Below are 26,760 nucleotides of genomic sequence, written 5' to 3' on the forward strand. Positions count from 1 at the left end.
CGTGACAAAAGATAAATAGAGCAAGAGCGGCGAAAACGCCGATGGGTCCCCAGAAATGATATCCAACGATCATCCCGAGTACGCACAGGATAAGGGAGATGCGGCGCATGAATGGAATCAGAATCGTCTCGAGTATCACAGACAAAAGCACCCCCCAAAAGAATGCGAAATCTCGTACGACATCCTATCCCAGCGCCGCCAATCCGGCCGGATCGTAGCGCTGAGGCGCGATCGTCGAGCCAATCATCCATACAAATACTCCGGCAGCCAGAGGGTGATCGCCGGCCAGATATACATGATGACCATGCAGAGGATGACGATCAGCATATAGGGCATCATGCCGGCGAAGATCTGGTTGATGGTGACATGCGAAGGCGAGACTCCTTTCAAATAGAAGGCCGACATGGCAACTGGCGGCGAGAGGAAAGCCGCCTGTAGATTGACGAAGACGAGGACCCCCCAAAGCACCGGATCGATGTTGAAATGCTGCAGCAACGGCAGGAAAATCGGCACGAAGATGATGATGATCTCGGTCCATTCGAGCGGCCAGCCGAGCAGGAAGATGATCGCCTGCGAGAGAATCATGAACTGCACCGGGGTGATATCCAGCGACAGCACCCATTGTTCCAGCAGCCCCTGGCCCCCGAGAATGGCGAAGACAGCGGAGAACAAAGCTGAACCGATGAAGAGCCAGCAGACCATCGCCGTGGTCTTGGCGGTGAGGAAGACCGCCTCCTTGGTGCGCTGCCAGTTCAAGGTGCGGGCCTGCAAGGCCAGCAGGAAAGCGCCGGCGGCGCCGACGGCGGCCGATTCTGTTGCGGTGGTGATACCGAAAAGGATGACCGCCAGGACCACGATAGTGAGGATGCCGAGCGGCATGACCGAGGCTGTCAGCAGTTTAATGAGCTGCAGCCTTTCCGCCGTCATGTTGCGGTAGTAGCGAAAGAGCACCAGGGCTGCGAGCACGGCGATGACGGCAAAGGCGATGTAGAAGGCTGTCGTCGGTCCGACGACGACCGGTGCCGCGGCATCCGCGGACGGCCCGCCTAGTTCCTCAAGGCCTTCCGGCGCCGCATTCGCTGTTCCGGCTTGGGGGTGAATCACCGCATACCACCAGATAAGGGCGAAGATCGCGGCGGTGAAAGCGAAAGGAACGAGGGCGGCACCGAAGTTCCGTAGCAGCGCGAGATAAGTGAGCCGGCCGCCTTCGGCTTCCAGCGCCAGGGCGGGCGACGGCCGGAAGAGAGCGGCGGTCAATCCGCCCAGCATATTGCGCGAATAGAGGTTCTGGAACTTATCCATCCAGTCCGGCACCGGGACGCGGGTCTGTTCCGGCGGCAAAGGCGGGGCGATCTTCGGATTGAGTATCGCCCAGCCGAGAATATAGACCAGATAGAGTAGCGCCAGGAAAAAGCCGGGAAACATGGCGGCGGCATAGAGCTTGACCACCGACTGCCCGGCCACGGCAGCATAGACGATGATCATCACCGAAGGCGGAATGAGGATGCCGAGCGTGCCGCCAGCAGTGATCACGCCGGAGGCAAGCTTCACGTCATAGCCGGCCCGCAGCATGGGATTGAAGGCGATCACCCCCATCAGGACCACGACGGCACCGACCAGGCCGCTGGCAATGCCCCAGAAGGTGCAGACGATCAATGTCGCAACGGCAAGCGGGGCCGGTGTGCGGCTGAAGGCAAGCTGGATGCTGTAGAACATCTTATCGACCAGCGCCCCACGCTCCATCACATAGCCCATCAGCACGAAAAGGGGGATGGAGATGAGGACATCATTGGTCATCGCCCCGTAAGTGCGCTGGACCATCAGGTCGAACACGCGATTATCCAGCCAGTGTTCGGTCGGATCATAGAAAGCATAGAAGCCGAAGAACATGCCAAGGCCCATCAAGGTGAAGGCCGTGGGGAAGCCCATGATGATGACAACCACGATAAGGCCAAGCATGGTCAAGCCGAGCGCCGGATCGCTCATGTCTGCAAATCTCCCCCCATCCCCCGCTGCCGTGCCGCTTCATCGATCTGCTGCGCCTTCTTGATCGCGGCCTTGCGCGTTTCGGCATCGACATATTCGCTATGAGCAAGCTGTTGCTCGACCACGTCGATCTCTGCCACGTCTTTACGCCGGGCGGGCCATTGGCCGGTTTTCAGGCAGACGAGGCAGCGTATGATCTCCGCCAGTCCCTGCAACATCACCAGCGCGCCGGCGATCGGAATGACGGTCTTGAAGTGATAGACCGGCGGGCCTTCCGCCGTCGTGGTGGAATGCTCGCCGATGTGCCAGGACAAGGCGGCATAGTCATAGCCGGCATAGAGCAAGGCGGCGATGCCGGGCAGGAAAAAGACGATATAGAGGATGAGATCGAGCGCCGCCTGCCAGCGCGGGCGCATCGAGCTGTAGAGGAAGTCGCCGCGCACATGGGCGTTCTGCGCCAAAGCATAGGCGCCGGCCAACATGAAGAGCGTGCCGTAGAACATGTTGCTGGCATCGAAGATCCAGGCGGTCGGCATATTGAGGATATAACGTTTGAAGACCTCGGCACAGACCAGCGTCATCAAGCCGATGATGAGCCAAGCCGCTGCCTTGCCGACCCAGATGCTGATATCATCGACCGCCAAAAGAAACCGCTGAAGCTTCATACGCACCAGCCGACCGCAAGAGAAACACGACAGGCACCAGCGACGGGACAGCGGCCGGCCAAGGCCCGCCCGCTGCCCGCCGATGCGGCTATTGCTCAGATCTTTTTCGCCGCGCCCTCGGCGCCGAAATAATGATCGAAAGCCATGCGACGGTTGGTGGTGGTGTCGTGCTCCCATTGCGTCGCCCGCTGCGCGAAGGCAATCTGCGATTCCAGGATTTCTTTGAAGAGCGGATTTTCCGCCGCCTTCTTCTTCACCACCTCGTCATAGACTTCGAGCTGCTTCTTCAAGATTTCATCCGGCGTCTTATAGAATTTGACGCCGTCCTTGGAGCGCATCTCCCCATAATCCTTCGAATAGCGGTCGATCGCCTTCCAGGCCATATCCTGCGAGGCCGCCTCGACGGCATTGGCGATGATGGCCTTCATTTGATCCGGCAAGGTGTCGAATTTCGCCTTGTTGAACAGGATCTCGAACTGCTCGGCATTCTGGTGATAGCTCTGCAGCATGCAGGTCTTCGAAACATCGGGAAAACCGAGTACCCGGTCGGAAGAGGCATTGTTGAACTCGGCCGCGTCGATCAGGCCGCGATCCATCGCGGCGACGATCTCGCCGCCCGGCAAGGCGGTGACCGCCGCGCCGAGGCCGGTGAAGACGTCGATGGAAATGCCCACGGTGCGGAATTTCAGCCCTTTCAGATCGTCCACCTTCGTGATCGGTTTCTTAAACCAGCCGAGCGGCTGGGATGGCATCGGCCCATAGGGAAAGGAGACCACGTTGGCGCCGATCGAGGCATAGAGCTTGGCAAGCAATTCCTTGCCGCCGCCATATTTATGCCAGGCGAGCAGCATGTTGGCGTCCATCGCGAAGCCGGGGCCGGAACCCCAGAGCGCCAGGGCGGTCTGCTTGCCGTAGTGATAGACCAGCACGCCATGGCCTCCATCGAGCGTGCCTTCGGATACCGCATCGAGCAGACCGAAGGCCGGTACCACCGCGCCGGCCGGCAGCACCTCGATCTTCAGATCGCCGCCGGTCATGTCGTTGACCTTTTTAGCGTAATCGAGCGCAAATTCGTGGAAGATATCCTTGGACGGCCATGTGCTTTGCCAGCGCATGTTGATCGGACCCTGCGCCTTGACAATGCTGGGCGTGGCGACGGACGCCGCAGCCGCCAAGGCCGCCCCGCTCAGAAACTTGCGGCGCGAACTTTTACTCCCCGAGGGAGCTTTTGCCTGTGCCATTGTTTCCTCCCGTATGTGCGGGCTTGCTGCCCGCTTCCTGCAAGGATACTGAACTACGGCACAAGCCGCGATTGCAAGTAGCTGACAGTCCAACTTTCGCAGATTCTGACAGCGGCGTAAGGAAAGGCCGGGAATATGGGCTTCCTTACCTAAGCCGGCGACGGCAGGATGCAACCAGGGGTGGCACCGTCTTCACTTGGTGCGACGCAAGCAGCTTTGCCTGTCAGTGTGACGCGCAATGGGCTTGGCAACAATCGATTAGTAATGGCCCGGGATCCGGATCGATTTCCATATTGCCGTGACGGCAGTGCACCGAAACAAGACGCCAACGAAACTGTGTAGAGTAAAAAATTGCGCGATGCTGGCCGGGTTTAAGTTGTCATGCTACCTTCGGTGGCGTGTGAGTCTTGTCCGCCGATCATGAAGTTTCGTCCGATCAAATCCAAATCCATCCTTTCTTCTTTGGGCCGACAGATCGCCGTTCGGCGGCATTTGCTGCTGCGCTCGTTTTCGCGTTCGGAAGCGCGCGAGAGCGGCGGGGTCCGGTTTGTCATGGCCGGCGGGATCGGCATCGCCGCAGGTCTGGTGGTAGCCCTGCTCAATCTGGGCGTCGGGCTTTTGCATAAGTTGCTTTTCAATGTGCCGGCCGATCTACGTCTCAGCAATGCCGTCGGACTTGATCCCTGGCGCATTCTCCTCTTGCCGGTGATCGGCGGCTTGGCCGTCGGCGTGACCGCCTGGGTACTCAAGAAATTTCGCCCGCGCGACGTGGTCGACGCAATCGAGGCCAATGCGCTTTACGGCGGCCGCATGTCGTTCCGCGACAGTCTGGGCTTGGTGCTGCTCACGGTATTGTCGGGTGGCTTCGGCGCCTCAGTCGGGCTGGAAGCGGCCTATACGCAGTTGAGCTCGGCCCTGGGATCGCGTCTTGGCATTAGTTTGAAACTGCGCCGCGAAGATGTGCGGACGCTGGTCGGCTGTGGCTCAGCTGGGGCCATCGCGGCCGCCTTCAACGCGCCTTTGGCGGGCGCCTTCTATGCTTTCGAGCTGGTGATCGGCAGTTATACGCTGGCGACCTTGGCGCCCATTGCCATCGCAGCCCTGATGGGCGGCTTCACCGCCCGCTGGCTGTTCGGGACGGAACCGGTCTTCGTCGTCCAGGGTGCGCTGCAACTCCAGACCCATGATTATTACGCCTTCGCCCTGCTGGGACTGGCCAGTGCTGGGCTCGGGGTCCTGGTGATGAAGGGCGTTACCAGTACCGAGGCTTGGTTCAAGCAATGGCGCACGCCGGTCTGGCTGCGGCCGATGCTCGGCGGTCTGATCGTCGGCGGAATCGCCATGGGTTTCCCGCCGGTCCTGGGCAGCGGCCACGGCGCGATCCTCCACAATCTCCAGGAAGGCTATGCCCTGCCGATCCTGATCGGCCTCGTTGCTGCGAAAATCCTGGCCTCGGCGATTTCCATCGGCGCCGGCTTTCGCGGCGGCCTGTTTTCCTCGTCTCTTTTCCTTGGCAGCCTGTTTGGCAGCGCGGTTGCCATGTTGATGCACTGGGCGCTCCCCTGGATAGCGACCGATCAGCAGGCCTATACGCTGGTGGCCATGGGTTCCGTGGCCGCAGCCATCGTGGGCGCTCCCGTCACCATGATCCTGCTGGTGCTCGAGACGACCGGCGATTTCTCGGTCTCAATCGGTGTCATGGTGGGTGTGGTGGTCGCCGCCGCCGCAGTGCGTCAATGGTTCGGCTATTCCTTCGCCACCTGGCGCTTCCATTTGCGCGGCATGAAGATCCGCAGCGCTGAGGATATCGGCTGGATCAACGAGTTGAAAATCGGCCGGCTGATGCGACGCGACCAGAAAATCATCCGCGCCGATAGCCCGCTCAGCACGTTGCGCCAAGCCTTCCTGCTGGGCAGTACGCGACAGGTCTTCGCGGTGGACGGCGAAAACCGTCTGGTCGGGGTGGTCGACGTGGCCGAGGCCCATTCACCCGACACCATTGCCGACCCCAACAAGGCGACGGTGCGCGATCTGGTACATGCCGAACCGGCTTTTTTGCTGCCGGCGGAAAACCTGCGCACCGCCTTGCAGCTTTTCCAAACTGCCGCGGTCGAAACTCTGCCCGTGGTGAATGACGCCAACGATAAGCGCATCATCGGCTATGTAACAGAGAAATACGCGCTGCGCCGTTACAGCGAAGAACTTGAGAAACGGCGGGGTGCTGCCGATGATAGCGGGCTATTCAGCCCCAGCCCTAACCCCAGCCCCCACCGCAGCTAGCCGGCTGACGGCAACTGGCGAGGGCGCGCTGCGCAGTGCCAGCACCAAGAACCAGGGACGATCCCCGGCACCGGCCAGCCTGCCGTCCGGGCCGATCGGGCGGACAGTCTTGGAAACCGAATTCCGCACATTGCCGCCGATCGAAACCAGACGCCCCGCCCCTGTTTCCACCACCAGATCGCAATGCAGCAGGGCATCTGCCGGCACGTCCAGATAGCTGATGATCCTCGTGCCGGCGCGGCTGGCGCAGATAAGGTCGCCGGGCTTTGGCGGATAATCTGTCGGATCATGAGGAATAAAAAGCGCATTTGCCTGGGTCGAATGGGCAATCGCGGCGCGCAGGTAATCGGCATGAAGACCGCTGGGCGGAAAGATCTCCGCCGGCACGCCGGCCGACTGCATCAGCCAAGAGATGAAAGCCGCCGACCAAGGCTTGTCACAATCATAGCCGCTATAGTCCTCGCCGACGGCCTCCCAGTATTTCGCGACCAGCGGTGCCCCACGGCGTTCATCCTCCCACGCGCCGACCGGATCGATGCGTTCGCGACCGTTATCGATATAGATGACCTGTTCCCCGAAGGCGCGCCATTCCTGGTCCGCCAGGCTCAGGAGATTGGCGCGAACAACAGCAGGATCGGGCATGCCGACCGGACTTGGCGCGGCACAGGCGGCCAAAGAGAAAAGCGCAGCGACGATATAGAGCTTGACCCGCCACCGCGGATTGGCGATCAGGTCGCGCAGTGCTTTACGCTTTGCTTCGGGTCGGTGCACGGTCATGCGGATCTCCTCACGCTTTGAAACGGCAACCTGCCCGATCCGCTTTTTGCGGGCAATGCGTTCACTGGCAACGAGGCTGTCATGAAGCTGCGCATCCTGGCGGTGGGGAAAGCCGGCGGTAAGGCGAAGGCGGAAGCGATGTTGGTGGAGGAGTATCGCCAGCGCCTGACCTGGCCGCTGACAGTGCAAGAGGTCGAGGAAAAGCGGCCTTTACCGCCAGCGGCCTTGAAGAAACGCGAGGGCGAATTGCTGCTGACGGCCCTGGCGGCCGGCCATAAGGGCGGGCGGCAGGTGGTTGTGGTGCTGGATGAGCGCGGCAAATCGTTGGGCAGCCGCGACTTCGCAGCCCGGATCCGCGCTTGGCGGGATGAAGGCGCGGCGGAAATCGCCTTTCTGATCGGTGGCGCCGACGGCCATGATCCGGCGGTGCGGGAAAAGGCCGACCTCCTGCTGTCGCTCGGCGCCATGACATGGCCGCATCAACTTGTGCGCGTCCTTCTCTCGGAACAACTCTACCGCGCACAGCAAATCCTGGCCGGTCATCCTTATCATCGGGATTGAAATGGGGTAGCCTGCTACCGACGTTAACGATTATTCTGGGATCGAGGCTTAAAGCCCGACCACAGAGCCACAATCCTGACATATTGCGCGGTAAGCTTAGGCGCCGCAAACCCGCCAACAACCAACGAAACAGCCAAATCCAAGAGACCAGATCAGATCATGAGCGGAACCAATTCTTCGAACCAGCGTCCGAAACCGGTCGTTCTCTGCATTCTCGACGGTTGGGGGCACCGCGAAGAGCTGGCGGATAATGCGGTTGACCAGGCGAAGACACCGAACTGGCACGCTCTGATGCAGGATTGCCCGCATAGTCTGGTCGACGCGTCGGAACTGCATGTCGGCCTACCCAGCGGGCAAATGGGGAATTCCGAGGTCGGGCATATGAATCTGGGCGCCGGCCGGGTGGTGATGCAAGACCTCCCCCGGATCGACCGGGCGATCGCCAGCGGTGAGCTGGCCGCCAATCCGGAACTGACGACTTTCATCGCCAAGCTGAAGGCGAGCGGCCGCGCTTGTCACCTGATGGGTTTGCTTTCACCGGGCGGGGTGCATTCACATCAATCGCATATGATCGCCTTGGCCAAGATCCTCGATGCGGCAGGCATAGCTGTCTGGCTGCACGGTTTCTTGGACGGGCGCGATACACCCCCCTCCTCCGCAGCCGAGTACGTCGCCGATGTCACTACCGCACTGGGCGGATGCAAGAACGTGCGCTTTGCTACGGTGGGCGGCCGTTACTTTGCGATGGACCGCGACAAGCGCTGGGACCGGGTTGAACTGGCCTACGCTTCCTTCCTGGGCGAAGCCGGTTTCACCGCAGCCGATGCAAAGGCGGCGGTCGCCGCAGCCTATGATCGCGGCGAGACCGACGAATTCATCAAGCCGACGGTAATCCAAGGTTTTGCCGGCATGCAGGATGGCGACGGTCTGCTGATGGCGAATTTCCGCGCCGATCGCGCCCGCCAGATTTTGACCGTGTTGCTTGACCCGGCTTTCGACGGCTTCCCGCGCAAACGCATCGTCAAGTTCGGGGCGGTCCTCGGCATGGTGGAATATTCCAGCGCTCTCGCCAAGCTGATGCCCTGCCTGTTCCCACCCGCGGAACTCCGCCACACTTTGGGCGAGGTTGTCTCACGAGCGGGGCTGAAGCAGCTGCGCATCGCCGAGACGGAGAAATACGCCCATGTCACCTTTTTCTTCAATGGCGGCGAGGAAACGCTGTTCCCCGGCGAGGAACGCATCCTGGTGCCATCGCCGAAGGTCGCGACCTATGATCTGAAACCGGAAATGTCGGCAGATGAGGTTACCGACAGGCTGGTGGCAGCGATCGAGGCGGAACGCTTCGACATGATCGTCGTCAATTACGCCAATACCGATATGGTGGGCCATAGCGGCAATCTGCAGGCGGCGATCAAGGCGGTGGAGGCGGTGGATCGTTGCCTCGGCCGCTTGCGCCGGGCAGTGGAAGCCAAGGGCGGCGCCCTCGTCATTACTGCCGATCACGGCAATGCCGAGATGATGCGCGATTCGGAAACCGGCGAGGCCCATACCGCCCATACGCTGAACCGGGTGCCTTTCGTGCTGGCGGGTGCTGTGGGACAGGACGTTAAACTGGCGGACGGACAGCTCGCCGATGTTGCCCCGACCGTGCTGCAATTGCTGAACCTGCCGAAACCCTCGGAGATGACCGGCCATTCCTTGATCGGCGGGGCGGCCAAAGCCGCTGCGAGTCATCCGGCGAAGGCCACGGCGTAAGCAATCATGCGCCGCCGCTGGCTGAGCGCAGCGTTGCTATGCGGCATGGCCGGTATTTTGCCGTGCCCTGGATGGGCGCAATCGGCCGACGATCTGCAAGCTTTGCAGCAGAAGATGCAGCACGGCGAAGAGCACGCCAAGGAATTGCAGGAAAAAGCTGCAAGCCTCGGTAACGAGATTAGCCAGTTGCAGGCGGCGATGATCAAATCTGCGGAAGCGGTGCAAAATGCTGAGGAGCAGGCCTCCGAATTGGAAGCGACCTTGCAAACCTTGACCATGGAAGAACGCGACAAGGATGCGGCGCTGACCAAGCAGCAGGCGCAGATGACGACGACGCTGGTCGCCCTCGAACGCTTGTCCGCGCAGCCGGCCCAGGCTGCCCTGTTCGCCGACCGGTCGGCGATCGATCAGGCGCGGGCCGCGCGGCTACTTGGTCTGGTGGTACCACAGCTCGACAGCCGCGCGGCGGCCCTGAAAGACGAATTGGCCGACCTGCACGATCTTCATGACCAGATCATCGACCGCCGCGATCGGCTTGGCCAGACCCTCGGCCAGCTGGCGGGAGAGAACCAGCGCTTGGCCGCCATGGTGGAGCAGAAATCCCGGCTGCAAAAATCAACGCTGGCGGAAAGCGCCGCTGCCCAGGACCGGCTGAAATTGCTGGCCGACCAGGCCGAAAGCTTGAAAGATCTCTTGGACCGGCTGGAACGGGCCAAGCAGGAGGAAGCAGCCAAAGCCGAGAAGGCGCGGCAGGAAGCGGCCCAGGCCGAGGCTGCCCGACAGGAAGCTGCCAAGAAGGCGGCCCGCCGGCCCGGTAATCGAAATGACAATATCCCCGTGCCATCCTCAACTGTGCCATCCTCGGCGGCACCGGCGGGCGATATGACGGAAAGCGAGCAATCGGCGGGCACGCCGGGACTGACTGCGGCGGGCAAGGAGGCCAACATCAAATCGGCCAGGTCAGCACGGCCGTTCCCCCCTAACGGTAAGGGCGTCATGTTACCTGTCCGGGGCAGCCTGGCAGCCAGTTTCGGCGCCGCCGTAACGGAATTCGGCGAAACCAAGGGCATTGTGCTCGCCACCCGCGCCAATGCCCAGGTGATAGCCCCCTTCGATGGCAAAGTTGTGTTCGAAGGGCCGTTCCGCTCCTACGGGCAAATATTGATCATTGAACACCGGGGCGGATATCATACGGTGCTTGCTGGATTAGGTCGGGTCGATGCAGTTGTCGGACAATGGCTGCTTGCCGGCGAACCGGTGGGTGTCATGGGATCGTCCGGCATTGCGGCGACCGACCAGGGAACATCCGGCGATGCTCCAGGGACGTCCGTCCAGGACCATCCGAAACTATATGTTGAATTGCGCCATAAGGGGCAGCCGGTCGATCCGGCGCCCTGGTTCGGCACCCTAACCCGTGTAGACAACAGCGAAGGTCAGTAAACGCATGTTCCGATCGACTCTCCTTGCCGCCACCGCCCTGTCCGTCGGCATTGCCTTAGGCACCTTCGCGCTCCGACCGCATCTGGTCAGCGCCGACAGCAAGCAAAGCGACACCTACGAACAATTGAACCTGTTCGGCGAAGTCTTCGAAAAGGTACGGACCGGCTATGTCGAACCGGTCAGCGACGACAAGCTGATCGAATCCGCCGTCAACGGCATGTTGAGTTCGCTGGACCCCCATTCCAGCTATCTGAATGCCAAGGATTTCGCTGATATGCAGGTGCAGACCAAAGGCGAATTCGGCGGCCTCGGCATCGAAGTGACGATGCAGGACGGGTTGGTCAAAGTGGTCTCGCCGATGGATGGCACGCCGGCGGCGGAAGCCGGTATCCAGGCCGGTGATCTGATCTCCGGCATCGATGGCGACCCGGTCATGGGCATGAGCCTAAATGATGCGGTCGAAAAGATGCGCGGCGAGATCGGCTCCAGCATCAAATTGATGATTGTCCGCGGCAACAAGGATCCCTTCGAGGTCACGTTGAAGCGCGCCGTCATCACCGTGAAATCGGTTCGCTGGGAATTGGAAGAGGGCAATATCGGCTACGTGCGGATTTCCAGCTTCAGCGAGAAAACCGATTCAGGCCTGCGCGACGCCATCGCCAAATTGAAGGATGCCTCTAAGGGCAAACTGGCGGGACTGGTGCTCGATCTGCGCAACAATCCGGGCGGTCTGCTGGATCAAGCGATCGCGGTTTCTGACGATTTCCTCGGAAAGGGTGAAATCGTGTCGACCCGCGGCCGCAATCCGGACGAGGCCCAGCGCTGGAACGCTGAAGCCGGCGATCTGACCGACGGCAAGCCGATCGTCGTGCTGATCAATGGCGGTTCGGCATCGGCCTCCGAGATCGTTTCCGGGGCGCTGCAGGATCATCACCGGGCGATCCTTCTCGGCACCAGATCTTTCGGCAAAGGATCGGTGCAGTCGGTCATCCCCATCCCCAATCATGGCGCCATCCGCCTGACCACGGCGCGCTATTACACGCCCTCTGGCCGATCGATCCAGGCGAAGGGCATTGATCCGGATATCGTCGTCGAACAGGCCAAGATCGAGCAGATCTCCGAGGATAACAGCCGCCATGAAGCGGACCTGAAGGGTGCTCTTACCAATAAGGGCGGCACCGCGCCGGATAGCGGCGAGGATGCGGTCCCGAACAAGCCGGAAAACAACGCGGCGCAGCCGGAAAGCAAGACCCCGGGCAAGTCTGACTCCAAGACCTCGCAAAAGGACCAGAGCAAGGAAAAGCCCGTGATCGGTTCGGAAAAGGAGCGGATCACCCAGCCCGAGCTGGATTACCAGTTGGGTCGGGCGCTTGATTTGCTGCGCGGTCTCGCTCTCGTCAGCAATCAGAGCTCGTCGAACTGACGGCATAAATATCTGTATTGCTCGGCCGGCCAGCGATGCTGGCCGGCCGATTTTGCGTAAGCCAGCAGCAGCAAGCCCACGCTGCGATGGCAACGGCAAGCACCCGGCTATGGAAGATGGGAATGAGTAAGGAATTCACGCCCGAAGCGATCGCCAAGCTGCCCTACCGCCCCTGTGTCGGCATCGTCCTGTTCAATGCCCATGGCGAGGTTTTTATCGCCCAGCGCCTCGACAATCCCGGGCCGGCCTGGCAAATGCCCCAAGGCGGCATCGATGACGGCGAAGAGCCGCTGACTGCCGCTCGGCGCGAAATGCTGGAGGAAATCGGCACCAACAAGGCAACCCTGCTCGCGGAAAGCCGGGGGTGGCTGCATTACGACCTGCCGATCGATCTGGTGCCGAAAATTTGGAAAGGCCGGTTTCGCGGCCAGCGGCAGAAATGGTTCGCATTCCGGTTCGACGGCAAGGACAGCGAGATCAATATCAAAACCGAGACGCCCGAATTCTCCGCCTGGCGCTGGGCCGAGTTCGACACGGTGCCGGACCTGATCGTCCCCTTCAAACGGGGTATTTATCAGGATGTGGTGGCGGAATTTCGCGAGCTGGTCAGGAAGGCAAGACTTTGAACCCCTGAGACGCCCGCTTCGGCGGGACGCTCGGCTCAGTTTTACCTCTCCCAGGGCGGGTCGAATCCCGAACTGCGAAGCCAGCAAAAAGACAAACCGCCCGTTACCTGGATATTTCGCATCGAGATATCGACTTGTTGGCGCGTATGATGAGTCGAAAATGATCCAGGCGCGATCACGGAAGTGACACTGATCGGGAGTCGACAAAACCGGCACCGATCGCATAGTTTCGTCGCCCGGTTACATTATCGGCCGCAGAAGCGGCCATAAGAGGTCGGATCAACGTCCGGTCTCGGCAAAGCTAATGAGGAGAGAAAAATGGGACGCGGTGCGTTGAAGGTGCATGAGATCGATCCGGCCGAACTAAAGAAATTGACGCGCTGCGTCATGTCGACCGATCGCGGCGATATGGTGATCGAGCTTTATCCCGATGCGGCACCCAATACCGTGGCCAATTTCGCCGCCCTGGCTAAAGACGGTTTTTACGATGACCTGACCTTCCATCGCGTTATCCCCGGTTTCGTCGCACAGGGCGGCTGCCCGGAAGGCGTCGGTACTGGCGGTCCGGGCTGGCGGATCGCCTGCGAGACCGAGGGCAACCCGCATAAGCATCTGGAAGGCTCGCTCAGCATGGCCCATGCCGGTCGCGACACCGGCGGCTCGCAGTTCTTCCTGGTTTTGGAACCACAGCCGCATCTGGACGGCGTTCACACCGTTTTTGGCCGGGTGATCGAAGGTCTCGATGTCATGCACTCGATCAAGAAGGGCGATCACATCACCTCAATCCGCTTCGATAGCTAACTTTCCCTGCCAGTCGCTTTTGCCGGATAAGCGGGCAAAAGCGACTGCGCCAGTTAGCGCATGGACTTGTCTGCCCGCCTTAACGGCATTCCCTAAATTGCTATATAATCACAACTATTTTTTAATAACTCTTTGTAAAGATCACACTCCGTTGTAACCCGCATTTGGAACCAGCGGTGTATCGGCCAGGTTCGCCAGACAGCTTTCGATCCCGGCGATGGGCCCAGAAACCCACGATGCCTTCCAAACGCGGCTTTGGGGAGTGTGTCTCGTGAAACTGCTGTCATTGCCATTCGGGCGGAAGCCCGCCGACCCATGTGCCATCAACGGCGACGAAGCTGCCTTTGAAATCGGCACAGTTTTGGTTGAAAGCTCGGGTTTCCTCCCGCGCAATCGTTTCCCGGAATGGCGGGTCATTCACAGCTACGCCGATCAGCATGCAACACCCCATGTGGTGCTGCAGAACGTCAATGAACCCGGTTCGCGCAAATCGCTGTCGATGCCCGGCCTGGTCGCCAGCGGCAAATACCTGCTGAAGGAACCGCGCCGCCTGCATAGCTGACGCCACAGATCTCGAACGCCCTGTCCCGCGGGCGGCTTGGCTGATCAGTGCAGCAAGATGGCGCCCGCGGCGACCAGCGCTACCAACGCATAGCGGCGATGGCGGAAGCGCTCCTTCAATAGGAACGTGCTCATCAACGCGGCGAAAATAACGCTGGTTTCGCGCAAGGCCGATACATTGGCCAGCCCGCCCAAGGACATAGCATAGATCGAGATGCCGTAGCCGCCGCCCGACAGCAATCCGCCGACCAGGCCGAATTTCCATTTCGCGCGGAAATAACTGAGTGCCGCCGGCCGCCGCCACAGGCAATAGAGCGTCACCATCGGCGCATCCAAAACGAAGAGCCAGATGATATAGCCGAGCCGGTCGCCCGCCAGCCGGACACCCTGCCCATCGAACAGCGTGTAACTCATGATGCTGAGCCCGGTCAGCAGACCGAACAGAACCGGCCGCCAGCTGTGCGCCCGGTCGATCGGCTTGTCGAAGGTCAGGCTGATAATCCCGAGCGACGTGGCGGCAACGCCACCCATCTGCAGCGGTGTCAGCGTCTCGCCGATGATGAGCCAAGCGGCAATCGCTACCAGGAGCGGCGAGGAGCCCCGGGCAATCGGGTAGACCTGGCTGAGGTCGCCATGCCGATATCCACCCGACAGACCGATGTAATAGACGAGATGGGTCAGCAAGGAGCCCGCCAGGAAGGGCCAGCTCGCGGCGTCGGGGATGCCGACAAAAGGCAAGGCAAAAAGACCGCAAAACCCCAGGCCCACCATGATCAGGCCGGTATTGAGCAGCTTGTCGCCGCTGGTTTTCACCATGACGTTCCAACTGGCGTGCATGAGCGCCGCCGCCAGGATCATCAGGATCATCCCGAGAGAAAGCGTCATGGCCGCCCTCCCCCGACCGAGGACGAGGCAAGGAGACGGATCGGCACGGTGAGGGGCCCGGACATCGTTTAACTCGGCAAAGGTGACGGGCCTGCGGCCACATCTCTGTCGAGAGATTGCCACGCCACCCAATTGTCATAAAAATAGAAACTCTCTATGGTCGCATAGATGCGCGCCACAGTTGCGCCCGCGCAGGAGCCGAGCATGCGCAGGTCCGGACGTATGTCCGAGGGGTTCCAATTCAGGTCGCGGATAAGCATGCCTCCGTTCCGATCCCCTTGTTTCTTCACCGATCATTGGCGCGCCGTGGCGTCGAAACCCTTCCCTGTGACCGAGTTACCTGAATGACGAGCTTCGACTTTATCATCATCGGGGCCGGATCGGCCGGCTGTGTCTTGGCCAACCGCCTGACTGCGGACGGCCGTTACAACGTCCTGGTGGTGGAGGCCGGCGGATCCGACCGACGGCTCTGGATCCAGGTACCGATCGGCTATGGCAAGACCTTTTTCGATCGTCGGGTCAACTGGGCCTACGAAACCGAATCGGTTTCCGGCTTGAACGATCGCAAGATCTATTGGCCGCGTGGGCGCGTGCTGGGCGGTTCCAGCTCGATCAATGCCTCGGTTTATCTGCGGGGCCTGCCGGAAGATTTCGACGATTGGCGCGATATGGGAAATGCCGGCTGGGGTTGGGCCGATGTCGAGCCCTATTTCAATCGCTCCACCCATTTCACCGATCGGCAGGGACGGCGGACAGGCGAGGGACCGCTAGCGGTTTCCGAGATAACCGATCAGGCGCATCCGCTGAAGCAATATTTCTTCGATGCCGCCAAGGAAATAGCGCTGCCGCGAACCGACGATATGAATGGCCCCGCACCCGAGGGTGTCGGCCTCTATCAAATCAATGTCCGGAATGGCCGGCGTTGTTCAGCGGCCGATGCTTTCCTGCGCCCGGCAATGCGCCGCCCCAATCTGAAAGTCGAAACCGACGCCCTGGTGACACGGATCCTGATCGACAGCAGGCGCGCTGTCGGCATCGAATACCGCCGCGACGGGCAGACCCACCGGGCGATGGCACGGGCCGAGGTCATCGTCAGCGGCGGCGCCGTCAATACACCACAGCTGCTGCAACTTTCCGGCATCGGTCCCGCCGAGGTGCTGCGCCGCCATGGCATCGATATCATCACGGAAAATGCCGCGATCGGCGGCAATTTGCAGGATCATCTCGCGATGACTTATTCCTACAAGTCGCGGCAGAGAACCTTGAACAACGAGCTGCGGCCTCTATTTGGCAGGCTGCGTGCCGGCCTTCGTTATGTCGCCACGCGGCGCGGGCCGCTGAGCCTCAGCGTCAATCAATGCGGCGGCTTCGTGCGGTCGCAGCCTCAAGCGGCAAGGCCCGACCTGCAGCTTTACTTCAACCCGATCACCTATTCGCCCGTCGGCCGCGGCGGGGCGCGGCGTTATGAGATAGATCCCTTTCCCGGCTTCATTCTTTGCTTCCAGCCCTGCCGCCCGACCAGCCGAGGTCGGATCGACCTGCGGAATTCCGCCCCGGAATCGCCGCCGCTGATTCATCCCAATTATCTGGCGACGAACGAAGATGCGGCAAAAGCTATTGCCGGTGGGCGGCTCATCCAACGGATCGAGGCGACGCGAGCGTTCCAGTCTCTTATCGAGGAGCCCTTGCCGCCGGCTCTCGCCGGCCTGTCGGATGAGGAAATCCTGGAAGATTTCCGCAACCGGGCCAGCACCTGTTACCACCCGACCTCGACTTGTCGCATGGGGCGTCTACCGGGCGAGGCTGGTGTCGACGCCAATCTGCTGGTTTTTGGTATCGACCGGTTGCGTGTGGTCGATGCTTCGGTTTTTCCCGCAGTCACCTCGGGCAATACCAATGCGCCCACGATCATGGTGGCGGAAAAAGCGTCTGAACTCATCCTGCGGCGCGCCGCCAACGGCTGACTGCCGCAATCGCGCTTCAGAGACCCATCAACGAGCGGCCGAAAACCTCGGCTTCGAACGGGCGGAGATCGTCAACGCCCTCGCCGACCCCGACCGCGACCACCGGCAGCTTGAATTTCTCCGCCAACGCGATGAGCACGCCGCCTTTGGCCGATCCGTCGAGCTTGGTCACGACCAGGCCAGTGACCTGGCACATTTCCTTGAAGATCTCGACCTGGGAATGAGCGTTCTGGCCGGTCGTGGCGTCGAGCACCAGCAAGGTGTCATGCGGCACATCGGGATCGAGCTTCTTGATGACACGAATGATCTTAGCGAGTTCCTCCATCAGCCCGGCCTTATTCTGCAGGCGGCCTGCCGTATCGATCAGGAGGATATCGATATTCTCCGCCTTCGCCCGGGCCAGCGCGTCGTAAGCGAGGCCCGCAGCATCGCCGCCCGTCTCCCGAGCCACGACCGGGACGTTGCTGCGTTCGCCCCAGATCTTCAATTGCTCGACCGCCGCCGCCCGGAAAGTATCGCCGGCCGCCAGCATGACCTTCTTGCCCTGAGCCTGGAACTGCTTCGCCAGCTTGCCGATGGTGGTGGTCTTGCCGCTGCCATTGACCCCGACGACCAGGACGACCTGCGGCTTCAGCGACTTCAAAGCAAAGGGCTGTGCGACGGGTCGGAGGATATTGGCGATCTCCGCCGCGAAGATTTCCCGCACTTCCTGTTCGGTGATCTCTTTATCAAAACGGTCCTTGCCCAGGACCTTGACGAGGCGCGCGGCCGTGGCTGGACCGAGATCGGCCGCGATCAAGGCTTCCTCCAGCTCATCCAGCAGTTCCTGATCGAGCTTCCGCTTGGTGAAGATGCCGCTGATGCTGCTGGTGACCCGGTTCGAGGTACGGCTCAAGCCCGCCTTCAAGCGTGAAAACCAGCCGCGCTTTTCAGTTTCGCCGTTTGTATCGGTCATACCATCAACTTGTCGGATATCGGTTAAGCGGCTGCCGCGATCGCCGGTTCGGCGATCAGGTGAGTGTCGGCATGCGCGGTGAAGCGAACGTCAAGAATGCCGCCCGCGATGAAAGCTTGTGGCGCTATCGTGGAACAGACCGGCGCGAGACGGACCGGCGCGAAATGATCGCTGTGGCCGAAGGCGCTGCCATCACCCTCGATCTTTTCCACCAGCACCTGCGCCGTCCGGCCCAGCTGGCCGGCAAAATAGCGCTGCTGCGCCGCTTGTCCGGCCGCTCGCAGCCGCGCCGCCCGCTCGCGGCGAATATCGCCCCGCAGTTGCGGCATACGTGCGGCCGGCGTCCCGCTTCGCGCCGAATAAGGAAAGACGTGCAAGAAAGTAAGGCCGCAATCTTCGACCAAGGCCAGGCTGTTGGCGAACATCTCCTCGGTCTCGGTCGGGAAGCCCGCGATGAGATCGGCGCCGAAGACCAGATCCGGACGCCGTCGGCGGGCCTCCGTGCAGAAGCGAACGGCGTCGGCACGGCTGTGGCGCCGCTTCATCCGCTTCAAGATCATATCGTCGCCCGCTTGCAGCGAGAGATGAAGGTGCGGCATCAGCCGCTCCTCATCACCGATCAGATCCATCAGTGTCTCGTCAATCTCCACCACATCGATCGAAGAAAGACGCAGGCGCGGCAGATCCGGCACCAGGTTGAGCAGCCGCCGCACCAACTGGCCGAGGGTCGGCTTGCCCGGAAGGTCGGCGCCATAACCAGTTATATCGACGCCGGTCAAGACGATCTCGCGCACGCCCCCGGCAACCAGGTTGCGGACCTGGGTCACGATCTCGCCAACCGGTACCGACCGGTTATTGCCGCGGCCGAAAGGAATGATGCAGAAGGTGCAACGATGATCGCAACCCTGTTGGATCTCGACGAAGGCGCGGCAGCGCTCGGCAAAGCCGGCGATCAGGTGACCGGCGGTTTCCTTGACGCCCATGATGTCGGCAACCGCGACCCGGGCCGGCGCTTCAAGTGCGTGACCGCTCAGCGCCGCGAAGGTTTCCGCCTTCAGCTTCTCCTCATTGCCGATCACATGGTCGACTTCGGTCATGGCGGCGAATTTCGCCGGCGCGATCTGCGCGGCGCAACCGGTCACGATGATGCGGGCAGCCGGATTGGCGCGGCGCGCCTTGCGGATCGCCTGACGCGCCTGGCGTTCCGCTTCGGCGGTGACTGCACAGGTATTGACGATGATTGCATCGGTCAGACCGGCGGCGCTGGCATGTCCGCGCATCACCTCAGTCTCGAAGGCGTTCAGCCGGCAGCCGAAAGTTAGCAGCTGCGTCTCGCCCGGCTGCCCCGTTTGCTGCGGCCCCGTCATATCCGCGACATCGGCAGCATCAGACATGATCGCCCTCCCGATCCGAGAGCCTGGCCAGATCGATCTCACCGCTGAAGCTTTGCGCCCAGGCACCGGTCATGCGCACATGGCCATTATCGAGCCAGTCGATAATGAGCCGGCCGCCATCCAGCACGACATCGGCCGTGCGGTCGGTCAGGTTCCGGCGCACAGCGGCCACCAGCACAGCGCAGGCACCGCTGCCGCAAGCCTGGGTGATACCGGCGCCGCGTTCCCAGACGCGCATGCGCAGCCGCCGGCGGTCGATCACCTGCACCACTTCAATATTGGCGCGCGCGGGGAACAGAGAGTGATGTTCAAGCTGCGGTCCGAGCGATGGCAGGTCGATCGTCATCACATCGGGCACAAAGAAAACGGCATGTGGGTTGCCCATGCTGACGGCGACCCCGTCTTGAAGAGGCCCGAGTGCAATTGGCAGATGCAGCGTATTGCAGGCTTCGGCCAGCGGTATATCGCTCGAGTCGAGGCGAGCCTCACCCATATCGACCGAAATTTCTTCACCGCCCGGCTCTCGTTCCGCCATCAGCAGACCGGCAACGGTTTCGATGACGGCATGGGCGCGGCCGGTTTCACCCATGACCCTGGCGGCAATGCAGCGCGTGGCATTCCCACAAGCCGAGGCCTCGCTACCGTCGGGATTGCGAATGCGCATGAAAAGATCCGCATCCGGATGACGCGCGGATTCCAGGACAATCACCTGGTCGCAGCCAATCCCACGGCGCCGATCGGCGATCGCCCGGAATTGATGCTCGCAGAGCACCAGAGGGTGTTTGCGGGCATCTAGCACCACGAAATCGTTGCCCAGCCCGTGCATCTTGCTGAAGGGCAGTTTCGCACCCGCACTAACAGTAGCCAAACTGCCATTAACCAATCCGGCGACCGGATCGGCAGCTATTAGCCTGGACTGAGGTTGCGCGGCTGACATGATAAATCCAGTCTCTCCGGTGCCATCGGCACCGCTTTCGCTCGCAAGCCGAGCTCTTCGATAAGACAGCCCGGCCTCGGTTCGGTTATATGTAGCCGGCAAGGCGCCGATGTCCACCGCTATCGGCGAAAACGAGCCATGCCGCCCGAGACATGGCTTGCCGCGGGCCACTGGTGGTTGACGCTTGGCTTCGCGGCCTGTATAAGCCGCCCCTGAAAAATTGACCGCCCTTATATAACCGAATTCGACGGATCAAAAACATGGCCCATCATAAATCGGCTGAGAAGCGCATTCGCCAGACCGAGACGCGCACCGCCCGGAACCGCGCCCGCACCAGCCGGATCAAGACGGAAGTGAAGAAGGTCGAACTGGCAATCGCCAGCGGCGACAAAACGGCGGCGGAAGCCGCGTTGAGGGCGGCCCAGCCGGAAATGCACCGCGGCGTCAGCAAGGGTTTGCTGCATCGCAATACGGTGGCCCGCAAGGTGTCGCGTTTGGCGAAGCGCGTGAAAGCGCTCTGAGCTAACTTCAGACGCTTCATATAACCGTCCCTACCGCTTAAACAATCGCTGCGGCTTAACGGCCGCAGCGATTGTTTTTTCCTGCTTCGTAAACCATATTCGCCACTTTGCGTTGCAGCGCAACCCAAGGCGAACTCACATGCGCCTATGTATAACTGTGGCTTTTTTCACACAAAACGGTCATGGAACTCCGCTTTTTTGGCGTTCTCGATTCGATCATATTGCCTTCCGCAGCCGCGCAACGTAGAGTTATCCCCAAGAATACGAAGGGTGAGGCAGCGTTGATCACACATCCGTGGTCAATAAAAACATCAACAATTTCAGGACATTAAGAACTTGGTCCCGAAGCGCTGCGGCTGACAACAAGATCGTGGGGTAATTGCCACGACAGGCCGCTAGGCGTTGGGGCGCCAAGTCCGAGAAGGGCAGTGATAAAAATGCAACAAGCCAATCATTTCCGGACTCGCACTGCTATTCATTGCCCTGGCATTCCCCATGGCGCCCTCCCTTCCTCTACCAAAAACTGCAATCCGCGCTAGTCCGGGCGCGTAGTGCCACGCCGCCATTGGGCGGTTCGGGACTATCGCGCCCTCGTCGCCCTGATGCCTGGAACAATCGTTCGGGCCGAGGCTTTGTGATCAATCTTTAATAAGCGAATTGCTGGTTTCCTATGATCCGCGTTTGACGGATGAAGTTGCATTTAAGGCAACAATAGCGACCAGCAGATGTGAATAGAGGCCGCTTTTAGGCGCGCCAGTAGAATGGGTGAGGCGAAGAAATGGCATATGCCGGAGATGTGACAGCCAGCCAGGCCTGGGAGCTGTTGAGCAGCAACCCTGCGGCGCGGCTTGTCGATGTTCGCACGGCGCCGGAATGGACCTTTGTAGGCCGCCCCGACTTGCAGCCGATCGACAAGGTCGTGTTGCTGCATAGCTGGCAGCATTATCCGCAAATGGCGGTGGATCCGGATTTCGCCTCTCGCCTGACCGAGCAATTGGGCGAGATGCCGCAAGACGCGCCGCTGCTGTTTCTGTGTCGGAGCGGCGCCCGCTCCAAAGCGGCTGCCATGGCGATGACGGCGGCGGGGTATACGCAGTGCTTCAACATCGCCGGCGGGTTTGAGGGCGATCGCGATGCTGCAGGACATCGGGGTTCAACAGGGGGATGGAAGGTCGCGGGCCTTCCCTGGATTCAGGATTAGCGGGGATCAATGGGAGGCCGGCTTAGGGAAGCCGGTGCTGATCAGGGTGGGGCCGGCGCTGGGCGTCGGCTCGGATGAAGGCCGTGACGGGAAGCGGCCCGAGTTAAGAGACTAGGTTACACAGTTACACGGCACGATCAGGTCCAGTTGGGGGCGGATAGACAGGCCTGATCGGTGCAGCGTTACGGGGAAAAGTGATGTCGGAACTGAACAGCGATGCCCTGCTCAACGCGCAATGGGCACGCATTCGTGGACGCTTGCGCGCAGAATACGGCGAAGCAACCTTTCGCAGCTGGCTGAAGCCCTTGACCTTGGCAGGCCGGCGCGGCGGCGATTTGCGGGTCGCGGTACCATCGCGTTTCATGCGTGATTGGGTCACCACCCATTATGGCGACCGTATCAAGGCGCTGTGGTCGACGGAAAATCCGGAGATACGCTCGGTCGAGGTGATCGTCGATAGCGCCTGCAAGACCAGCTCGCCGGAAGAAGCCGGCGGCGAGGATGCACTGGTGGAGGCTGAGGATGCGGGTCAACCAGCGCCGACCATGGCTGTTGCCTCGCTCGCCGTGGCGAGCGGAGCCGCATCCAATCTCGGCCGCGTGGTCAGCATCGCCAGTGGCGCAGCGCCTGCCTTCGCTGGCAATACTGCTCTGGCGACGCCCCAAGTGATGCTGCGGGACGAGATCGACGGATTCGACGATGTCAGCGCGCCGTTGGACCCGCGCCTGACCTTCGACAATTTCGTGGTCGGGAAATCGAACGAGCTTGCCCATGCCGCTGCCTATCGGGTGGCAGAAGCTGAGACGGTTCCTTTCAATCCGTTATTCCTCTATGGCGGTGTCGGACTTGGCAAGACCCATCTGATGCATGCGATCGCCTGGCATATCCGCCGGCGCAAGCCGCATAAGCGGGTGATTTATCTTTCCGCCGAGAAGTTCATGTATCAGTTCATCCGCGCCTTGCGGAACAAGAGCACCATGGCCTTCAAGGAGCAGTTCCGCAGCGTCGATGTGCTGATGGTGGATGACGTGCAGTTCATCATCGGCAAGGAATCGACCCAGGAAGAGTTCTTTCACACCTTCAATGCTCTTGCCGATCAGAACCGGCAGGTGATCCTGTCGGCCGATAAATCGCCATCGGATCTGGAGGGCCTCGAAGAGCGTATGCGCTCACGCCTTGGCTGGGGCTTGGTTGCCGATATCCATCCAACGACCTATGAACTGCGCCTCGGCATCCTGCAATCGCGGGCCGAGCAGAGCGGTGTCGAGATTCCGGTGAAAGTGCTGGAATTCCTAGCCCATCGCATCGCTTCTAATGTGCGCGAGTTGGAAGGTGCCCTGACCCGCATCACCGCCCATGCGACGCTGGTCGGCCGGCCGGTGACGCTGGAATCGGCACAGGAACTGCTGAAGGATCTGCTGCGGGCCAATGACCGGCGCGTGAGCATTGAAGAAATCCAGCGCCGGGTCGCCGAACACTTCAATATCAAGCTGGCCGATATGCAGTCGCCGCGCCGCGCCCGCACTGTTGCCCGGCCGCGCCAGATCGCCATGTATCTGGCAAAGCAGCTGACCACCCGGTCACTGCCTGAGATCGGCCGCAAATTCGGCGGCCGCGACCACACGACGGTGATGCATGCGGTGAAGAAAGTGGAAGAGCTCTGTGCCGGCGATTCCAGCTTTGCCGAGGATGTCGATCTGCTGAAGCGCATGCTGGAGGGATGACCCCCTCCAGCCGCCAGGCAGTAATTCTGCCGCGATTATTCTTCCGGCGCCCGTTCGACGAATTTCTGGAACTCGGCGAGCTGTGTCCCGGTGAGGCTGACCGACACGACCGGCGGCGCTTTCAGCGGGTCGACGCGTTTGCCGGCGACAATGACCTCGTAATAGAGATGCGGGCCGGTGGCAACGCCGGTACGGCCGACATAGCCGATCACCTGGCCGCGCTTGACCGTGCTGCCCTTGCGTAGGCCGCGTGCGAAGCCGGCGAGATGAGCATAAGCGGTCGCCAGGCTGCTGTCGTGCTCGAGGCGGACATATTCGCCGTAATTGCCACGCCAGCCGATATCATCGACCCTTCCATCCGCCGTGGCCACGACCGGCGTTCCCTTCGGGGCGCCGAAGTCCACCCCTTCATGGAAGCGGCGGTCGCCAAAGACCGGATGAATGCGCCAGCCATAGGGCGAGGTGATCTTGGCATCGATACGCAGCGGCTTATCGAGATCGACGAAGGCGATCCCCTGGCCATTGGCGTGAATGAAGGCGGTCGTCGCGTCGTCGGTCTGGTAGCGATAGACCCGGTGGGTCTTCCGGCCGTCATTCATCGTGGCATAGCGAAGCTGTGGCTCCTGGAACTTCCCGTCCTGGAGCACCCCTTCATAAATCACCGAAAAGCCGGCGTTTTGCGGCGGCACGCGCGGCGCACCGGCGTCATATTTGAAAGCCAGGAGCACCTCCTTGACGAGCGGCGCCGGCAATCGCGTCGCGGCCAGCGCCCTGCGAAAGTCGCGCCCGGCAATGCCAGCCACCCGCCGGACCACGAATTGGCCGGCTGAAGGTGCGGCCTGGTCGTCCATTTGAGCGCCGGGCTGATTGCTTGAATCGAACTCGGGGTTTTCCTCGATCTCCTGCTCCACATTCGCATTCGACGAGGGCAAGGCGGTCCGAGAAGCGGCGGGCTGCTCGAGCGATGTTGCCTGAGCGCCCTGCCCCGGTTCGACATCCACGGTCAGGTCGTCCGTCTTGCCGGTCGCCAGGGCGATGGTTCGCACGATCTTGCGGTGGTTCTGCCGGTCCAGGGCCAGGCGGATTTTGTCGCCGGCCTTCAAACCCGCCGGATCGAACAGATCGCCCAAGGCTTCCAGCACCGCCTGGCGTTCGGTCGCCGCAATGCCCTGGCGGGCGAGGATATGCGTCAAGGTATCGCCTTGGCGCACGGTAATTTCCACCGCGCGGGAAGATTTGGCCGCCTGGGTAGATTTCTGAAGAACGGGCCTCTGGAGGACGGGCCTGTGGGGGACCGGCCGCTGGGACACTGGCGCCTCGGGAGCCGACTGGGTCGCCGCTTGCTGCGCCAAGGCCGGCACCGGTGCGACGGAAAGAATACCCCACGAAAACAGTCCGGCGAGCAGTGATCGAGAAAGGCGGCTTGCCGGCGAAAGACCGGCGGTCTGAAAGACTGTCGTCAAGAGGCCGATGGAGAGTCGGGCGCCTGTTGCCGCCGCCGGTCGGCGACGCCACCGCAATTCCGTCATTCTTGGTCTATCCACTTAGCGAAGCTAATCTGCGGTCGTAATGACCAGCCAAGTTAGGCAATTTTAGGGCAAAATTGGGCCTCAACGGGGTTGTGACCACGATTACGGGTATGCGGCACGCTTGGTTGGCGGTGTAAAAACGCCTTTCGCGCAAAACCTCCGCCATTTTCATCTTTTGCGCAGCGAGTTCGAGTTCAGATATGGGAAAAAAGCTGTCGCATCTGCTTCCGGCTGCTATAATCCCGCACTTGCTGTAACGGGGGCCTGATTCGCCCGATTTTCGCGCCCTTTCGGCGGTTTCCCGGTACTTCCGGCAAGGTGGATATAGGAAAAAGACCGTCCAGGGGGATCGGCGGCCGGAAGCTGTCGGCAACCTTCGGAACGGCCAATCGGATGAGCGTGTGTGGCCATGAAACTGACCATCGAACGGACTGCGTTGCTGCGTTCCCTTGCCCATGTGCAAAGCGTCGTGGAGCGGCGCAATACCATTCCCATCCTGTCGAACGTGCTGGTCGAAGCCAAAGGCGATCGCCTCAGCTTGACGGCAACTGACATGGATTTGGCCATCGTCGAACAGACCGCCGCCAGCGTGGTCAGCCCGGGCGCCGCCACGGTGCCGGCCCATACGATGTACGACATCGTCCGCAAGCTGCCCGACGGCGCTGAAGTGCAGATGGAACTGGGCACCGACGGAGCGCAGGTGGCCTTGAAGGCCGGCCGCTCCCGCTTCACCCTGGCGACCCTGCCGAAGGAAGATTTCCCGGCCACGGCCGCGAGTGACCTGCCGCATCGCTTCCCGCTTTCCGCGGTTGATCTGCGCGGCCTGATCGATCGGACGAAATTCGCGATTTCCACCGAGGAAACCCGCTATTACCTGAACGGCATCTATCTTCATGCCTTCTCGGCGGGCAAGCAGATGGCCCTGCGCGCGGTGGCGACCGACGGTCACCGTCTGGCGCGGGTCGAGATGCCGCTGCCGGAAGGGGCCGAGAACATCCCCGGCGTCATCGTGCCGCGCAAGATGGTGAACGAGATCCGCAAGCTGATCGAGGAAGTCGACGGCATGGTCGAGGTTTCGCTGTCGGATTCGCGCATTCGCTTCGCCTTCGATGATATCGTACTCACCTCGAAGCTGATCGATGGCAGCTTCCCGGATTATCAGCGGGTCATCCCGACCGGCAACGACAAGATCTTGGAAGTCGACCGCCGCAGCTTCCGCGACGCGGTCGATCGTGTTTCGACGATTTCCAGCGAAAAGTCTCGCGCTGTGAAGCTGAGCCTGCGGCCCAGCGTCGCCACGCTTTCCGCCACCAGCGCCGAAAACGGCACCGCCATGGAAGAGCTGGAAGTGAAATATGACGGCGCGCCCCTGGATATCGGCTTCAACTCGAAATATCTATTGGATGTCGCCGATCAGATCGACGGCGATGGGCTGCAATTGGTCCTGGCGGATTCCGTCGCACCGACCCTGGTGCGCGATCTGGCCGATGCGATGGCGCTCTATGTCCTGATGCCGATGCGGGTGTGAGGCGTT

At 61.2% G+C, this 26,760-nt stretch carries 22 protein-coding genes; 13 read left to right on the top strand and 9 right to left on the bottom strand.

Going from position 1 to position 26,760, the window contains the following annotated elements; genetic code table 11:
* Positions 1-243: 243 nt before the first annotated feature.
* From SMD27_RS01490 to SMD27_RS01500, 3 genes are all read right to left on the bottom strand, one after another.
* A complete protein-coding gene (locus SMD27_RS01490) occupies positions 244-1,986 on the bottom strand; it encodes a TRAP transporter large permease (protein ID WP_320506566.1) in 1,743 nt (580 codons plus the stop codon).
* Positions 1,983-2,651, bottom strand: coding sequence for a TRAP transporter small permease subunit (locus SMD27_RS01495; protein WP_320506567.1), 669 nt, complete (start codon positions 2,649-2,651; stop codon positions 1,983-1,985). The genes SMD27_RS01490 and SMD27_RS01495 overlap by 4 nt, the downstream gene beginning before the upstream one ends.
* 95 nt (positions 2,652-2,746) lie before the next feature.
* Complete coding sequence (locus SMD27_RS01500) at positions 2,747-3,892, bottom strand: TRAP transporter substrate-binding protein (protein ID WP_320506568.1); 1,146 nt, start codon at positions 3,890-3,892, stop codon at positions 2,747-2,749.
* A gap of 420 nt (positions 3,893-4,312) precedes the next feature.
* Between SMD27_RS01500 and SMD27_RS01505 the strand changes: the two genes are divergently transcribed.
* Positions 4,313-6,172, top strand: coding sequence for a chloride channel protein (locus SMD27_RS01505; protein WP_320506569.1), 1,860 nt, complete (start codon positions 4,313-4,315; stop codon positions 6,170-6,172).
* Here the strand turns inward: SMD27_RS01505 and SMD27_RS01510 are convergent.
* A complete protein-coding gene (locus SMD27_RS01510; protein ID WP_320506570.1) occupies positions 6,131-6,949 on the bottom strand; it encodes a DUF2272 domain-containing protein in 819 nt (272 codons plus the stop codon). The genes SMD27_RS01505 and SMD27_RS01510 overlap by 42 nt on opposite strands.
* An 81-nt stretch (positions 6,950-7,030) precedes the next feature.
* On the opposite strand from SMD27_RS01510, the gene rlmH reads away from it, so the two are divergent.
* The 7 genes from rlmH to SMD27_RS01545 all read left to right on the top strand — a co-directional run bounded on the left by rlmH (position 7,031) and on the right by SMD27_RS01545 (position 14,117).
* The gene (gene rlmH, locus SMD27_RS01515) at positions 7,031-7,510 is read left to right on the top strand and encodes a 23S rRNA (pseudouridine(1915)-N(3))-methyltransferase RlmH (RefSeq protein WP_320506571.1); all 480 of its coding nucleotides are present in this window, start codon (positions 7,031-7,033) and stop codon (positions 7,508-7,510) included.
* Positions 7,511-7,669: 159 nt separating this feature from the next.
* Positions 7,670-9,265 carry a 2,3-bisphosphoglycerate-independent phosphoglycerate mutase gene (gene gpmI / locus SMD27_RS01520; RefSeq protein ID WP_320506572.1) on the top strand — a complete coding sequence of 532 codons (1,596 nt, stop codon included), beginning with the start codon at positions 7,670-7,672 and terminating at the stop codon, positions 9,263-9,265.
* A gap of 6 nt (positions 9,266-9,271) precedes the next feature.
* A complete protein-coding gene (locus tag SMD27_RS01525) occupies positions 9,272-10,705 on the top strand; it encodes a murein hydrolase activator EnvC family protein (protein WP_320506573.1) in 1,434 nt (477 codons plus the stop codon).
* A 4-nt stretch (positions 10,706-10,709) separates the two neighbouring features.
* Positions 10,710-12,128, top strand: coding sequence for a S41 family peptidase (locus SMD27_RS01530; protein ID WP_320506574.1), 1,419 nt, complete (start codon positions 10,710-10,712; stop codon positions 12,126-12,128).
* A 122-nt stretch (positions 12,129-12,250) separates the two neighbouring features.
* On the top strand, positions 12,251-12,754 hold the full coding sequence (locus SMD27_RS01535) for an RNA pyrophosphohydrolase (protein ID WP_320506575.1): 504 nt from the start codon (positions 12,251-12,253) through the stop codon (positions 12,752-12,754).
* Positions 12,755-13,072: 318 nt separating this feature from the next.
* Entirely contained in the window at positions 13,073-13,555 is a 483-nt protein-coding gene (locus tag SMD27_RS01540; RefSeq protein ID WP_320506576.1) for a peptidylprolyl isomerase, read from the top strand.
* 271 nt (positions 13,556-13,826) lie between these two features.
* Positions 13,827-14,117, top strand: a complete 291-nt coding sequence (locus SMD27_RS01545; protein WP_320506577.1) for a hypothetical protein — start codon at positions 13,827-13,829, stop codon at positions 14,115-14,117.
* 44 nt (positions 14,118-14,161) lie between these two features.
* Here SMD27_RS01545 and SMD27_RS01550 read toward each other — a convergent pair whose 3' ends face one another.
* The gene (locus tag SMD27_RS01550; RefSeq protein WP_320506578.1) at positions 14,162-15,001 is read right to left on the bottom strand and encodes an EamA family transporter; all 840 of its coding nucleotides are present in this window, start codon (positions 14,999-15,001) and stop codon (positions 14,162-14,164) included.
* A gap of 344 nt (positions 15,002-15,345) precedes the next feature.
* Between SMD27_RS01550 and SMD27_RS01555 the strand changes: the two genes are divergently transcribed.
* A complete protein-coding gene (locus SMD27_RS01555) occupies positions 15,346-16,965 on the top strand; it encodes a GMC family oxidoreductase (RefSeq protein ID WP_320506579.1) in 1,620 nt (539 codons plus the stop codon).
* A gap of 16 nt (positions 16,966-16,981) precedes the next feature.
* On the opposite strand, the gene ftsY is transcribed toward SMD27_RS01555, so the two are convergent.
* The 3 genes from ftsY to dapF are packed head-to-tail and all read right to left on the bottom strand — an operon-like array spanning position 16,982 to position 20,140.
* On the bottom strand, positions 16,982-17,920 hold the full coding sequence (gene ftsY / locus SMD27_RS01560) for a signal recognition particle-docking protein FtsY (RefSeq protein WP_320506580.1): 939 nt from the start codon (positions 17,918-17,920) through the stop codon (positions 16,982-16,984).
* A 23-nt stretch (positions 17,921-17,943) separates the two neighbouring features.
* A complete protein-coding gene (mtaB, locus tag SMD27_RS01565) occupies positions 17,944-19,314 on the bottom strand; it encodes a tRNA (N(6)-L-threonylcarbamoyladenosine(37)-C(2))-methylthiotransferase MtaB (protein ID WP_379990937.1) in 1,371 nt (456 codons plus the stop codon).
* Entirely contained in the window at positions 19,307-20,140 is an 834-nt protein-coding gene (gene dapF / locus SMD27_RS01570) for a diaminopimelate epimerase (protein ID WP_379991196.1), read from the bottom strand. The genes mtaB and dapF overlap by 8 nt, the downstream gene beginning before the upstream one ends.
* A 371-nt stretch (positions 20,141-20,511) precedes the next feature.
* Between dapF and rpsT the strand changes: the two genes are divergently transcribed.
* The 3 genes from rpsT (at position 20,512) to dnaA (ending at position 23,697) form a co-directional block, all read left to right on the top strand.
* Positions 20,512-20,772: a 30S ribosomal protein S20 gene (gene rpsT, locus SMD27_RS01575; protein ID WP_320506582.1), complete on the top strand. Its 261-nt coding sequence runs from the start codon at positions 20,512-20,514 to the stop codon at positions 20,770-20,772.
* Between the two features lie 778 nt (positions 20,773-21,550).
* Positions 21,551-21,973: a rhodanese-like domain-containing protein gene (locus tag SMD27_RS01580; RefSeq protein ID WP_320506583.1), complete on the top strand. Its 423-nt coding sequence runs from the start codon at positions 21,551-21,553 to the stop codon at positions 21,971-21,973.
* Between the two features lie 197 nt (positions 21,974-22,170).
* On the top strand, positions 22,171-23,697 hold the full coding sequence (gene dnaA / locus SMD27_RS01585; RefSeq protein WP_320506584.1) for a chromosomal replication initiator protein DnaA: 1,527 nt from the start codon (positions 22,171-22,173) through the stop codon (positions 23,695-23,697).
* A 35-nt stretch (positions 23,698-23,732) separates the two neighbouring features.
* Here dnaA and SMD27_RS01590 read toward each other — a convergent pair whose 3' ends face one another.
* Positions 23,733-24,908, bottom strand: a complete 1,176-nt coding sequence (locus SMD27_RS01590) for a M23 family metallopeptidase (RefSeq protein ID WP_320506585.1) — start codon at positions 24,906-24,908, stop codon at positions 23,733-23,735.
* Between the two features lie 727 nt (positions 24,909-25,635).
* Between SMD27_RS01590 and dnaN the strand changes: the two genes are divergently transcribed.
* Positions 25,636-26,754 (top strand): DNA polymerase III subunit beta, encoded by a 1,119-nt coding sequence (gene dnaN, locus SMD27_RS01595; protein ID WP_320506586.1) that lies wholly within the window; start codon positions 25,636-25,638, stop codon positions 26,752-26,754.
* Positions 26,755-26,760: the final 6 nt, after the last annotated feature.

It is taken from the genome of Dongia soli (genome assembly GCF_034044715.1).
Lineage (GTDB): Bacteria > Pseudomonadota > Alphaproteobacteria > Dongiales > Dongiaceae > Dongia_B > Dongia_B soli.